Here is a 13,169-nt window from a genome sequence, read left to right on the forward strand (position 1 = left end):
GGTCCACTGGCGGGAGTCGGGAGGGTACGGGAGCGCGGGTCACAGGGGCGCGGGTCACAGCACGGCCGCGGCGGACACGTGGCGCCGCTGGTACCAGGAGTTGCCGAAGTCCGAGACGACGAGGGCGGGTCCGGTCCGCTCCGACCGGTTCACGTGCGCCTGGTACAGGCTCTGCAGGACCCGGCCGATGGCGATGGCGGCGCGCAGGTCCGGAATGCCGTAGACATCGCCGTCCGTGCGCATCAGACGGAAGTCGTGGACTCCCGGCCGGTGGGCGCCGGCCAGGGTCAGGCCGAAGGGAACCCGGATGGCGTGCCGGACTCCGTTCGCGACATGGCCCTGGTGATGGTGCGACGTCCACTCGGTCATGTCGGGCATGGTGGGAGCGTAGAACCAGTCGCGGTCCTCGAAGCTCGGGTGGTCGCTCGCACCGCTGGCGTGCGGCATGAAGTGCCAGCCGTTCCAGCGCATCCGGGCGGCGATGGCCTTGACGACCTGCGGCAGTTCGTCCGGGACCCGGTCGAAGCGCCGGGTGAAGTCCTGGGCCGGCACGACGCAGCAGTAGTAGTCGCTGGTCTTCCAGTGCCCGGGGTCCGGGCTGCCCGCGGCGACGAGTGCGGACAGTGCCGTGATGTCACGCGGTCCGCGGGACATTCCGACATGGGATCCGGTGGACTCCGTACCCACCTCGACCAGGTCGTGGATCACTTCCTCCAGACCGGTGGTGAAGGCCCCGCCGGACGCGGGTCCGTGCAGTGCGGGCATCAACCGCGCCCAGGCGTCGACGAGTTCGTCCGGACGGTCGAGATCCGCCCCCGGCAGCAGCTCCGTCACCTTCGCGGCGAAGGCGGCCGGCAGATCGGCGGCGGTGACCGGGCGGTCGAGGAACTGCTCCTGCTTGTTGATCGTCATGGCCTGGACCGTGCGGTAGATCTGCGGCCCCCGTTCGAGCTTCCCGGGGCGCAGCCGTCTGGCATGCTCGGCGAGCGCGAAGAGCCTTTCGACCAGCGGCAGTTGCTCCGTTTCGGCGTCCACCACACCGTCGTACGAGCCGATCCTGGCCCGAATGAAGTCCTCCAGGCGTGCGGCGGTCAGCTGGGTGCCGCTGAACTCCTCGGTCCTGGAGGGGGTTCCGGAGGCGATGAGCGCGGACATGCAGACCACGAAGGCGGCGTCGGGGGCCGTCCACCGCTCGACGGGTACGCCGTCGACCCCGTTGAGTCGGCACCGCCCTGAGGCGGCCGGGACCGACTTGCCCACCAGGTTGCTGTGTTCCCGTCCGAGGTTGGTGTAGCAGTGATCGCCGATGTGGACGCGCATCGGTCCGACATGGCTCAGGGTCCTGCGCAGGTCCGCGACCATGGTGTCCACCGCATCGGCGGGGTGGGCCCGCAGCCAGTCGTGCAGATCGCTCAACTCACCTTCCTCCGCGCGCTGTTGCTCGTCCCAGCGCTGATCGAGGTCGGCGGGGCGGTTGCCGTTCCAGTCGATGCGGCCGATCTCCAGCCCGTCCTCGGGCGCCGGTTCGCCGTCCTTGAGGATGCGCAGCCGCCCGGTGCCGGTGAGCACCATGCGCTCGCCCGCGGTGTCCCGCACCAGGGGGAGGTGCCGTCGGGCGCCGCTCTCCCGCAGCTCGGCGAGCACGACGGACTCGGCGCGGCTCAGGGCGCCGAGGCCCACCTCGGGCTTGAGCCGACCACCGAGCGTCGCGGTGTGGAAGGCGGCGGCGTACGCCGACTCCAACGTGTCGGACTCCTCCGCGACGAGCTCCAGGAGTTTCGCAAATCCCTCTGTACTAAGGAGACCCAACGTAAGACACCTCGATCGAGCGCAGTGACAAATGGTCAGAAGAGCGGATGTAACGGGTGCGTGCGGGCAGACGGGTGCCGAAGGACGTGGGGAAGGGAGTGCGCCGGGCCCTACGACCGCTTCAGGGCGTGGTCGACGAGCGGGCCCGCCGCGCCCGTGTACGCGCCCGGGTCCATGAGTCGGGTGATCCGCCCGGCGCCCAGGAGCCGTACGACCTCGGGCCGGGCGGCCAGCACGCGATCCAGTGGCACGCCGGTGCGCTCCGCCTCCGCGGACGCCGCGTCGAGCAACTGCCGGGCCACGGCCCGGCCCAGAGACGGTGCGAGCCATGCGACGATCCGCTCCGAGACGAGCCGGCCTCCCGTCATGCCGAGGTTCGCGCGCATCCGGTCGGGATGCACCAGCAGCCCCTCGGTCAGCTCGACGGCCGTGTGGGCCGCACCGCCCGCCAGCCGCAGGCATTCGCGCAGCAGCTGCCACTCGGCGTGCCAGGCGCCACCGGACCGCTCGTCCTCGGCAAGCAGACACCCTGTCAATCCGGCGGCAAGGTAGGGGAGTTGAAGGGCCGCCGATCTGATCAGCGTGGCCAGTACCGGATTGCGCTTGTGCGGCATGGCCGAGGATGCTCCCCTTCCGTGCGCGGCGGGCTCGGCCACCTCCGCGGTCTCGGTGCGCGACAGGTTCTGCACGTCGAGGGCCAGCTTGCCGAGCACGCCCCCGACGGTGCCGAGCACACCGGCCAGGTCCGCGATCGGCGTCCGCAGCGCATGCCAGGGCAGTACGGGTTGCGCCAGTCCCGTCTCCCGGGCGTAGGCCTCGACGAGCCGGTGCGTGTACGTCCCGGTGTCGAAGGACTCCGGGGCCGGGGTGTCGCGCTCCGCGTACTCCAGGTATCCGGCGAGCGTTCCGGCGGAGCCGCCCAGGGAGACCGGCAGCCCGGTGGACCGCAGCCGCTCCACCCGGAGAGCGGCGTCCAGCACCGACTGCCGCCAGCCGGCCGCCTTGAGGCCGAACGTGGTGGGGACGGCGTGCAGGGCCAGGGTGCGCCCGGCCATCGGGGTGTCCCGGTGCGTCAGTGCCAGGCCGGCCAACGCGTCCGCCGTGCGCAGCAGGTCGGTGTGGATCAGGCCCAGCGCGCGGTGGGCGACCAGCATCGCCGCGGTGTCCATCACGTCCTGGCTGGTGGATCCCCGGTGCACGTACTCGGCGGCCTCCGGATCGCTCGCCGCGACGACGTCCGTGAGTGCCCGCACCAGACCGACCACCGGGTTGGCGGTCTCTCTCGCCGCCCGGGCGATCGCCACGAGGTCGACCGCCTCGGCCCGGGCCGCCGCGCCGATGGCGTCGGCCGCCGACTCCGGCAGGGTGCCGAGTCCGGCCTGCGCCCGGGCCAGGGCCGCCTCGGCGTCGAGCATCGCCTGCAGCCAGGCCGGGTCGGAGACCGCGGCCTCGACCGGAGTGCCCACCCGGACCGGCGAGAGCAGCCCCGTGTCCGGCGCGGAGTCGAGAGCGGTGCGGGCATCGGTCGGGACGGAATCGGGAAACGTCATGTGGTCACCTCGGGAAGGCTGGTGACGGACCCGGGCAGCGACGGGCCGGCCGGCGGGAGGGAGAAGAGGGCATGGGCGATGGCGTCGGCATCGGCGAGCGTCACCGAGTTCACCCCGGGCCGGATCCCGGCCGCGGTTGCCCAGTGCACGCCCTCCGTGGGCACGCCGTACGCGAACCGGCGTGGATGCGACCGGCCCCGCGCATCGACCACCCGATAGGGCCGGGGGGTCACCGCGAGCCCGCCGGTGGTGTGGGCGGTGCCGTCTCTTCCCGCGATCCGGTACGGCGCACACTGACCGGAGTCGAGGAGGTGCCCGAGCAGCGGATCGGCGGCGGCCCGCAGGTCGACGCCCGGCAGTCGCGCGTCGACCAGGACGCGCGCGCTCACCCCGCTGTCCGCCACCCTGGGCGAGTGGGCCGTGAACGCGGGGCCCGCAGGCCCTTCCTCGATGGTGCCGAAGACTGCGTCAGGACCCAGGAGACCCAGCACGTCCGCCCGGATCAGCGCGGCCAGTTCCGCCACCCGGCGGGCCGGCGGGCCGATCGACAGGAAGGCGTTGAGCGGGGTGTACCAGCCTTCCAGCTCGTCGCGGTACGAGTCACCGTCCAGACCCGCGTGGTCCACGGCGAGCCTGACCTCGTTGCGCAGATCGCGCAGCACGTCCAGGGCCGCCTTGACCGGGCCGTTGACGTTCCCCTGCCCGGCCTGCCGTACGTCCTCGTCGAGATGGGCCAGCGTCCAGGCACGGAAGTCCGCGGAGCCGGTGAACGAGCGGTTCCCGTAGGGACGGGCGATGCGCTCCCAGTCCCAGCGGGCGGCTGGGTCGATGCCCAGGTCGTCGAGGAGCCGGGCACGCTCGGCGGGTGATCCCGCCCCGGCGTACAGCGCCGCCGCCCGTTCCGCCTCGATGGGCCGTCCCGCGGCCCGCAGCAGGGCCTCGTAGTAGACCGTCTCGGCCTCGACGGCGATCAGCGGCCACAACTCGTCGCCGAAGTCGATCCGTTCGCCCCGGCCGGCCCGCGCACGCAGGGTGGCGACATACCGCTCGGTGAGCAGTCTGGGCAGGTGGCGTCCGTGCGGGCCCTTCTCGTTCTCGCCGCGCGCGTGGTACGGCACACCGCGGCGGGAACCCGCGTACAGCCGGGGTTCGCGGCCGGAGGGCCGGTAGACCAGGCGCCCGCCGGACCGTTCGAAGCGACCGCCGCGGACCACCGTGAACAGGGCCATGTGGTCGAAGAAGTTGAGCCCGAGGCCACGCAGCAGCACCGCCTCCCCCGGCCGCACCCCCGAGGTGTCCACGTCGGCGGGATTGGCCGGCGGTATGTAGTGCAGGTCGTGCCGGGCGGCGAACGTCCTCAGCGCGCGCACCCGTCCCGAGACCCGGACCGGGACGTGCCCCTGCGCCAGCACGACCGCGTCCAGGCCGGTGAGTTCGGTGCCGTCCGCCAGCCGCACGGTCTGCGGGCCTCTCCTGCCGCCCGGTCCGTCGTCGAGAGCGACGGCCCGGCTCCGGTGGGTGCGAACCTTGACCTGGCCGGCGGCGGTGACCGTGATCCGGCGGAACGCCCAGCGCAGATAGTGGCCGTACAGGGCGCGGGTCGGGTAGTCGTCCGGGCCCAGCTCGCAGGCCTCGGCCAGCACGTCCGGCGGGTGGTCCTGGCCCTCAAGGGGCCCCATGAGGGTGAGGAACCGTGCCCACTCGTGCAGGCTCGGGCCCGGGCGCACCGGCCCCCGCATCTCTACGGAGTCGTCGGCGAACACCGTCACCTGCGACGACACCGTGTTCATCAGCAACTCCCGGGGCTGGTCCGTGCGCCACACCGCACCGGCACCCGGCGGAAACGGATCGACCACGTGCACGGTGACCGTGCCTCCGGGCAGCAGAAGTGCGGCGTTCGCGGTGATCCGCTCAAGGACCACGAGGCCGCGGGGTCCCATTCCGACGAGGCACACGTCGAGGCGGCCGGGCGTCCTCGGCGCGGCAGGAGAAGGCACGTTCATGGCGCCAGGACCTCCGTGGAGTCGGACTCGGTGGACTGTCCCCGGCCCGGCGCGTCCGGGATGCGCCCCGGGGGCCAGGAGGCGAGGAACGGCACGGTCGCGCCGGTGGCGGCCAGCAGGACGGCGAGCCCCGCCCAGCCGGCCCACCCGCTCTCCAGGCAGGCGACGACGAGGGCGTACGGAGCGACGATCTCGGCCACCCCCATGCCGAGCCCGAACACGCCCTGGTACTCGGTCATCCGGCCCTCCGGCGCCAGCCCGTAGCTGAGTTCGGAGGCGCCGGCCGCGTGGTACACCTCGCCGACGGTGTGCAGCCCGACGCCTGCCACGAGGAGAACGACCGCGGGCACCACGGCCACGTGCCCGGCGGCCAGCAGTGCGGCCAGGCTGACCAGGAAGACCGCGCCGGAGACCCGTACCGACCGGGCGGCCGCCGGGATCGTACCGGCCCGTCGGCTGATCCGGATCTGGAGGAGCGCCACCAGCAGCATGTTGAGCGCGAAGAGGGCGGGAACGACGGCCCGTGGAGCGGCCGTGTGCTCGACGACCCACAGCGGGAGCACCAGCGTGATGACGAAGTACTCCAGGCACATGACGCCGTCGGCCAGCGTCACCGTCACATAGCGCGGGTCGCGCAGCGCGGACGCGTACCGGCCCCGCCCGGCCGTGGCCAGCCGGCCCGCGGCGCGTACCGTGGGCACCAGCGCGGCGGCGAGAAGAAAGGTCGACGCGTCGGCGTACACGAGCAGTTCGTAGGCCCGGTCGGTGCCGCTGACCACGGCCGCCGAGGACAGCAGGGCTCCGCCGGCGGTCCCCACGTTGTTCACGGACCGCGAGATGGCGCGTACCTCGGCCCGGCGGTCGCCCGCCACCTGGCCGATGAGCGCGTTGTTCACCGCGCGGGCGCTCTTCTGCCCGGCGGCTCCCAGCGCGAGGACAGCGACGAAGACGCCGAACGAACGGGCCGTCGGCAGCAGGGCCATGGCCACGGCCTGGACCACCAGCAGCGCGCTGTAGGCGGCGCGCAGCGAGCGGCCGTCGAGGGCCCGGGTCACCGGCACGCTGACGGCCAGCCCGAGGGCGGCGGCAACGGCCAGGCCCACCCCCATGCGGATCGGTGACATGTCCAGGACCTGGACGAAGAACAGCGTGCCGGCGACGGTGAAGAGGCCGTTGCCGAGGGCGTTGACGAGGGTGACGGTGTGCAGGACGAGTTCGGCCCGCCGGGGGCCGTGGATCAGGGCGGTCCACCGGGAGTCGTGGGGCAGGCCGGCCCGCCGGGAGTCGCGGGTCACGGTGCCTCCAGCGGCGCGGAGAACACGTCGAGCCGGGTGGCCGTGGTGTTGCTGAAGCCCGCCTTGAAGTGACCGATCGCCCGGAACTTCTCCGGCAGGTCCGGATACATGCCTGGGTAGAGCTGCTCGCCCAGTTCGAAGTGGACGCAACCGAGGTCGCGGGCGTGTTCCATCGCCCGCCACAGCACCCGGTGGCTGAGCCCGCTGCCGTAGCTGTCGGCGTCGTTGACTCCCGAGGCGTACAGGCAGTAGTGGTCCGACACGGCGAAGTAGGCCATGGAGACCGGCTTCTCGCCCTGTCGTCCCACCACCATGAATCCCTCGTCGGCGCGGACCGAGGCCAGGATCGAGTCCCACGAGGCCTGCGTCCGCAGGGTCTTGCCGAAGAAGTCCAGGTGAAGCCGGACGAAGTCGTCCAGGTGCGCGCGGGTCACGTCGCGTGCGGTCACCACGTCGAGGGCGAAGCCGTCGCGCTCCCTGCGCAGGATCTTCCGGAAGTTCTTGCGCAGTTCGGCGAAGCGCTCCTCGGCGGGCGGTCGCAGGTCGACGGTCTGGGTGAAGTGGTGTCGGCTGACGCCTCCATGACGGAGCATCACCTCGGTCAGCGACGAGATCTCCCCGCCGACCAGGTAGTCCCTGGCGTGGTAGCGCTCCGCGCCGTACTGCTCGGTGAGCTCCTGGAGCCGGGTGTGGATCGCGGTGGCGGCCTGCCTGCGCAGCCGTGCGGGTGCCGTACGGTCCTCGACAAGCATGAGCGGCCGACCGTAGGCGGACAGCCGGTGCCGTCCGGGCAGCACCTCGACGGTGAGCGCGAGTCCGGCCACCGGGCCGTCGGGGCCGGTCGCCAGCAGGTGGTGCGGGATGAACTGCTCGGCGCACGGCCGGTACGCGCTGACGTCGTGTTCCTCGGGCAGGTAGTAGAGGCGGGTGTAATGCGCGGCGCCGACCGCCAGTGAGGTGACGGTGTAGTTGGCGTGCTGGTGGTCGTCCGCCCGCCACAGCCGCAACCACTCCTTGTCGGCGCTCAGGTCGTCGACTTCGGTGAGGATCACCGGCTCTCCCCTCCCCGCGGGTGCCTGGCCGGGTCCGCCGTTCCCCGTGGGTGTCCGGCCCGGTCCACGACGTCCTCCAGCTCCGCCATGAGCGCCTCGGCGCGGTCCGGTGCGACGAGGGCGGGCAGGAAGGCGAGTTCGAGCGCGATGTCGTCGCCGTTGTCCCCGGCCCGGAGGCCGAGTGCAAAGGACGGGGTCAGCTTGATGTCGACGCGGACCGCCCGCGAGGTCACTCCGTCGAGCTCCAGCCGGTCCAGGCCCGAGCGGTCCTGGCTGCGAACGTTCAGGAAGGCGTAGCGCGCACTGCCCGCGAGGTCCTCGTGTCCGGGCAGCAGTGTGGCGAGCCAGAACGGGAAGGGCACGGCCTCCCGTTGGGCCGCTCGGCCCACCTGGCGGGCGGTGCGGTCGATCATCTCGGCGGGCGACAGTCCGGCGGCCCGGCCGAGGAACACCGGGACGTTGTTGGCGAAGAAGCCCACGGAGCGGTCCGCGTCCGGGATGGTCCTGTTGGCGAACGTCGAGACCAGCGCGACCGGGTCGCGTCCCGACCAGCGGGCGAACGCGGTGGCGTAGAGCGCGGTGAGGACGGAGCCCATCGGATGCCCGGTGGCCTGGGCGAGCCCGTGCACGGTCGCCGTCCGGTCCGCGTCGAGCCGTCTGCGGATCAGCGTCTCCTGGGCGTAGTGGGCGGCCGGGCCGGGCTCGATCGCGGGGAAGAGCAGGGCGGCGGCCGGGTCCTCGGGCACCCGGGGCTGCCGGCCGAAGTCCGCGCGGAGGGTGGCGGCGAGTTCCTCGCCCAGCCAGGCGTGTTCCGCGCGGGCCCAGTCGAGGAAGGTCAGGTCGGGTTCGGCCGCCGGGGGTGCCGCGCCGTGCAGGGCGGCCCGGTAGCAGGCGGCCAGGTCCTCGTTGAGCACCCCCACCGACCAGCCGTCGAACACGATGTGGTCGGCGCACAGGAACAGGTGGTGTTCCCGGTCGGCGACCTGGATCAGCGTCGCCCGCAGCAGTCCGTCGTACCCCGTGCCGTGCCGGACGAAGGGGCGTTCCGCGTCCTCCTGGACGAGAGCCAGCGCCTGCTTCCGGGTGGCTTCGGCGGGCAGCTGTGGATCGAGCCGCACCCTGCGCAGCGTGGGCGCCCAGTCGGTGAGCCGCTGGCGGTGGGCGCCGGGGGTCTCGTCGATCTCCAGGGCGAGTGCCGGGTGGCGGACGACGAAGTTCCGCAGCGCGGTTTCGAGAGCCGTCGCGTCCAGCGGTCCCTCGAGGTGGTACGCCATGGGGACGTTGCTGATGCTCGGCAGTCCGTGCCGGGCCCGCCAGGCCTCGCGGTTCATGCGATGGGCCTGGGTGAGGGCGACCGGCAGCCACGCCCCGCGCTCCACGCGGCCCGCCGGGGTGGGGGGCCGGAAGACGTCGGTCGTCCCGGTGGCCTCGAAATGGGCGACGCACTCCTCGAACCCCGGCCGGAGCAGCAGATCGCCGACGGAGATCTTCCGCTCGAAGTGCTTGTTGAGCTCGACGACGAGACGGACCGCGGTGAGCGAGTCACCGCCCACGCCGAAGAACTGGGCGCCGTCGGGCACCGCCGTCCCCAGGATCCGCTGCCACACCGCGCGTACGGTCTCCCGCGCGCCCCGGGGCCGGACGTCGTCGCCGGCCGGGGCGGGGGCGGGCGGGGCGGGGGCGGCCCGCGCGGCGAGGGCCCGCCGGTCCACCTTGTTGGTGGCGGTACGCGGCAGCGCCTCGGCCGTCAGGAAGCGCCGGGGGACGGCGTACGCAGGCAGCAGCAGTGCCGTGAAGGCCCGCAGCCCGTCCTCGTCCGGCGTCGTTCCGTGGCGTGGTACGACGAAGGCCACCAGGTGCCGGGTGCCGGGACCGTCGCCGACGGGGACCACCGCCACCTGACCGACCTCGGGGTGCGCCGAGACGGCGGCCTCGACCTCGCCCATCTCGATGCGATGCCCGCTTATCTTCACCTGGTCGTCGCGCCGGCCGCGGTAGAGCAGCACACCGTCTTCGACGATCCCGAAGTCGCCTGTGCGGTACAGCCGTTGGACGCCGTCCAGGTGAGTCGCGTCGACGAATCTGCCGCGGGTGCGGTCGTCGTCGACGGCGTACCCGTCGGCGAGCGAAACCCCCGCGATGCAGATCTCCCCCTCGGTGCCCTCGGGCACGGGGGTCAGGGAGTCGTCGAGGAGCAGGACGGAACAGTTGTCGAGGACCTCGCCGAGCGGCGGTACGCGCGGCCAGTCCTTCGGGGAGCCGCGCAGCACACTCTGCGTCGCCGCGTGGGTCTCGGTCGGCCCGTACTGATTGGCGAGCGTGGGGCTGCCGGTGAGTTCGACGAAACGCTCCAGCGCGGGGGTGACGATCGGCTGCTCACCCGCGGTGATGATCTCCTGCAGGCGCGGCAGGGCCTGGCCGCCGTCGAACGCCCAGTCCGACATGGACTGCAGGACGGCGAACGGCACGAAGATCCGCTGCACCTGGTGTCGGTGGGCCAGGTCGAGAACCCGGGCCGGGTCGCGGCGGTCCTGTTCCCCGATGAGCACCAGTTCCCCGCCGGTGCACCAGGTCGAGAAGATCTCCTGGAAGGAGACGTCGAAGCCGATCGGCGCGAACTGGAGGGTGCGGGTGCCGACGCCCGCGGTCGAGGAGGCACGCTGCCACTCGATGAGGTTGACCAGCGGGCGGTGCGGCATCACCACGCCCTTGGGCCGGCCGGTGGACCCCGAGGTGAACAGCACGTACGCCTCGGACGAGGGCCCCGGCCGGACCTGCCCCGGCCCGGGACCGGCGCCGGCGTTCGCCTCGTTCTTCCCGATCTCCCCGTTCTCCGCGGGCAGTTGCGGCGCCATGATCACCGCACCCGGCGGCCGGGGCCCCGCATACGCGTCGTCGCTCACCAGCAACTTGAGCCCGGCATCGTCGATCATGCCGCGCAGCCGCTCCGCGGGCAGTGCGGGGTCCAGCGGCACATAGCAGCCGCCCGCCATGAGGATGGCGAGGACCGACACCATCTGCGGAATGCCACGCCGGGTGGCGAGACCCACCCGCAGACCGGCCGCCACACCGTGGTCGTCCGCCAGCGTCGCCGCCATCCCGGCCGCGGCCGACAGGAGTCGGCCATAGGTCAGCGCGTGGCCACCGTGGCGGACGGCCACCGCCTCCGGATGCCGCTCGGCCTGCCGCTGCACCAGCTCCACGACCGTGTCCGCCGTGAGCCGCCGGCGCGCTCCCTCGCGTACAGATGCTGTCGTCATCATCGCGCTCCCCCCGTCAGAACCGGTCGCCGCCGGCCAGTACTGCCTTCATCACCGAGCCGTCGGCGACGGCCGCCAGCGCCTGCCCGTGGTCCGCCAGCGGGTACTCCGTCACAAGGTCCGCCAGCGCGAACCGGCGCGTCAGCGCCGGCAGCAGCCGTACGTACTCGACGAGATGGGCACCGGTGAACGCCCAGGAACCGACGACGTCGAGCTGCCGGTACACGATCTGATGCGGATTGATCAGGGTGTCGCCGCTGTCGGTGTACTGACCGACGATCAGGTACGAGCCCCCGCGCCGGGCCAGAGCCAGCCCCTGCCCGACGGCCGCGGGCACGCCGGTGCACTCGACGACGAGGTCCGCACCGGCCCCGCCCGTGAGCCGCCGGACCTCCGCGAGCGCGGTGTCGGTGTCGGCGGCCTCGACCAGGTTCACGTGGTGGTCGCCGATACCCGCCTTCGCCGCGAGCTCCAGCCGCTGTGCGGGGCCGCCGACGAGGATCACCCGGGCGGCACCGGCGAGTTGGGCGAGCGCGACGGCGGCCAGTCCGACGGGGCCGGATCCCTGGACGACAACGGTCTCACCGACGCGGACCGGCCTGCGCTCGTAGAAGGCATGCACCATGGTCGGTCCCGCGCAGGCCAGCGACATCGCGGCCAACGACCCCACGTCCTCGGGGACTTTGATCACGGTGGTGCCGGGGTGCAGCACGATGTGGTCGGCCCAGGACCCGGCGAGCGGATACGAGCCGGTGGCTGGCCGGTTCACTCCGTAGGTGCGGCGTTGTTCGCACAGCGTCGGCTCACGGTGCAGACGGCAGGGCGGGCAGGTGCCGCAGGCGAGCGAGGACGCCCACATCACCTCGTCGCCCGGCGCGAGGGGAGCGCCCGAGGCGTCGAGATGGGTGCCGGGGGCGAGGGAGTGCACTGTGCCGAGCCCCTCGTGGCCCAGCACCAGCGGTATGGGTACCGGCAAGTGCCCCTGCTGGAGGTGTAGATCCGTGCCGCACACTCCTCCGTACCGCCCGGCGACGACCATGCCGCCCTCGGGCGGCTGCGGCAGCTCGAAGTCGCGCAGGGCGAGCGGGCGTCCGAACTCCTCGAGAATCACGGCACGGCTGCGCCCCTGCTCGCTCACACCGTCTCCCCGGCCGCTGCGAGCACGGGCGCACCGTCGAGGACGCGCAGGGGCGTGGTGTCCCGGCAGACGACGTAGTCCGGCCGGGGCTCGCCCAGCGGCTGGGGCTTGTTGGTCACATCGTTGTAGGTGAGGATCAGCAGCCTGCGGTCCAAGGGCGACATGTTGGGCGCGGAGCCGTGGACGATCTCGGGATCGAAGAAGATCACCGAACCCGCGATGCCCTTCGGGCTGTCCATGCCGTGCTCGGCGGCGAGCGCCACCATGTCGGAGGGCTTCAGCGCGATGTCGTCGGGGTCCAGATGCTGTTCGGACCTGACGGTGCCCTGGGTCCGGCTGCTCTGCACGAGACCGTCGCGATGCGAGCCGGGCACGAAGATGACCGGCCCGTTGAACTCCGTTACGTCGTCGAGGAACACACCCACGTTCACCAGGCGCGGAGCAAGCAGGTTGTCGGCGATGCGCCAGGCCGCGAAGTCCTGGTGCCAGGCCCAACCGCCGCCGCCCATCGCCGGCTTCGCGTTGATCTTGAACTGGTATACGTAGACCTCGGCCTCCAGCAGCTGGTGCACGGGCCCCAGGATTCCGGGATGCCGCACCAGCGCGGCGAACTCCGGCTGTCGCTGGTGCGAGGCGTACACGGCACGGACGGCGCGCCCGTGCTCCTCGACGATGCGATGGTCACCGGGAATCTCCCCGTCCCGGTGGAAGGAGTCGCGCAGTGCCTCCACCTCGTCGGGGGTGAACAGGGAGTCGACCACGACAAATCCCCGTTCCCGGTAATTCCGGACCTGCTCTTCACTGAGAAGCATGTATCTCCCGCTTCACGTTCGACTCCCGCTCTTCCCGGTACGTTTCGTGGCGTTACGGCGTGGGTGCCGGCCACGAGGTGTCGAGCAGAACGGCCGACGGCTCGGCGGCCCGTACGTCGGCTCCGGCGGAAGACGCTGAAACCATCGGAGTGGCCACGGCGAAAACGGCCAGAGTGATCCCGACGGCCGCCATCCACACCGACTTCTTGCTGTTCTTCTTATGCTGATCCACGGCAGCTCCCCTTTGTCT

General features: G+C 72.2%; 9 protein-coding genes. All 9 read right to left on the reverse strand.

Going from position 1 to position 13,169, the window contains the following annotated elements:
• Positions 1–54: 54 nt before the first annotated feature.
• On the reverse strand, positions 55–1,743 hold the full coding sequence (locus tag ACZ5K7_RS06660; RefSeq protein ID WP_468911265.1) for a hypothetical protein: 1,689 nt from the start codon (positions 1,741–1,743) through the stop codon (positions 55–57).
• 176 nt (positions 1,744–1,919) lie between these two features.
• Positions 1,920–3,359 (reverse strand): nitrosuccinate lyase, encoded by a 1,440-nt coding sequence (locus ACZ5K7_RS06665; protein ID WP_468911268.1) that lies wholly within the window; start codon positions 3,357–3,359, stop codon positions 1,920–1,922.
• Complete coding sequence (locus tag ACZ5K7_RS06670) at positions 3,356–5,362, reverse strand: FAD/NAD(P)-binding protein (protein ID WP_468911271.1); 2,007 nt, start codon at positions 5,360–5,362, stop codon at positions 3,356–3,358. The genes ACZ5K7_RS06665 and ACZ5K7_RS06670 overlap by 4 nt, the downstream gene beginning before the upstream one ends.
• Positions 5,359–6,657, reverse strand: coding sequence for an MFS transporter (locus ACZ5K7_RS06675; protein WP_468911274.1), 1,299 nt, complete (start codon positions 6,655–6,657; stop codon positions 5,359–5,361). Before ACZ5K7_RS06675 ends, ACZ5K7_RS06670 begins: the two co-directional genes overlap by 4 nt.
• Positions 6,654–7,709: a GNAT family N-acetyltransferase gene (locus ACZ5K7_RS06680; protein ID WP_468911277.1), complete on the reverse strand. Its 1,056-nt coding sequence runs from the start codon at positions 7,707–7,709 to the stop codon at positions 6,654–6,656. Before ACZ5K7_RS06680 ends, ACZ5K7_RS06675 begins: the two co-directional genes overlap by 4 nt.
• Positions 7,706–10,969, reverse strand: a complete 3,264-nt coding sequence (locus ACZ5K7_RS06685; RefSeq protein ID WP_468911279.1) for an amino acid adenylation domain-containing protein — start codon at positions 10,967–10,969, stop codon at positions 7,706–7,708. Before ACZ5K7_RS06685 ends, ACZ5K7_RS06680 begins: the two co-directional genes overlap by 4 nt.
• Positions 10,970–10,985: 16 nt before the next feature.
• A complete protein-coding gene (locus ACZ5K7_RS06690) occupies positions 10,986–12,107 on the reverse strand; it encodes a zinc-binding dehydrogenase (protein ID WP_468911282.1) in 1,122 nt (373 codons plus the stop codon).
• Positions 12,104–12,919 (reverse strand): phytanoyl-CoA dioxygenase family protein, encoded by an 816-nt coding sequence (locus ACZ5K7_RS06695; RefSeq protein ID WP_351692435.1) that lies wholly within the window; start codon positions 12,917–12,919, stop codon positions 12,104–12,106. The genes ACZ5K7_RS06690 and ACZ5K7_RS06695 overlap by 4 nt, the downstream gene beginning before the upstream one ends.
• 52 nt (positions 12,920–12,971) lie before the next feature.
• On the reverse strand, positions 12,972–13,151 hold the full coding sequence (locus tag ACZ5K7_RS06700; RefSeq protein ID WP_351692432.1) for a hypothetical protein: 180 nt from the start codon (positions 13,149–13,151) through the stop codon (positions 12,972–12,974).
• Positions 13,152–13,169 lie beyond the last annotated feature (18 nt).

It is taken from the genome of Streptomyces sp. NPDC031497 (assembly GCF_055580905.1).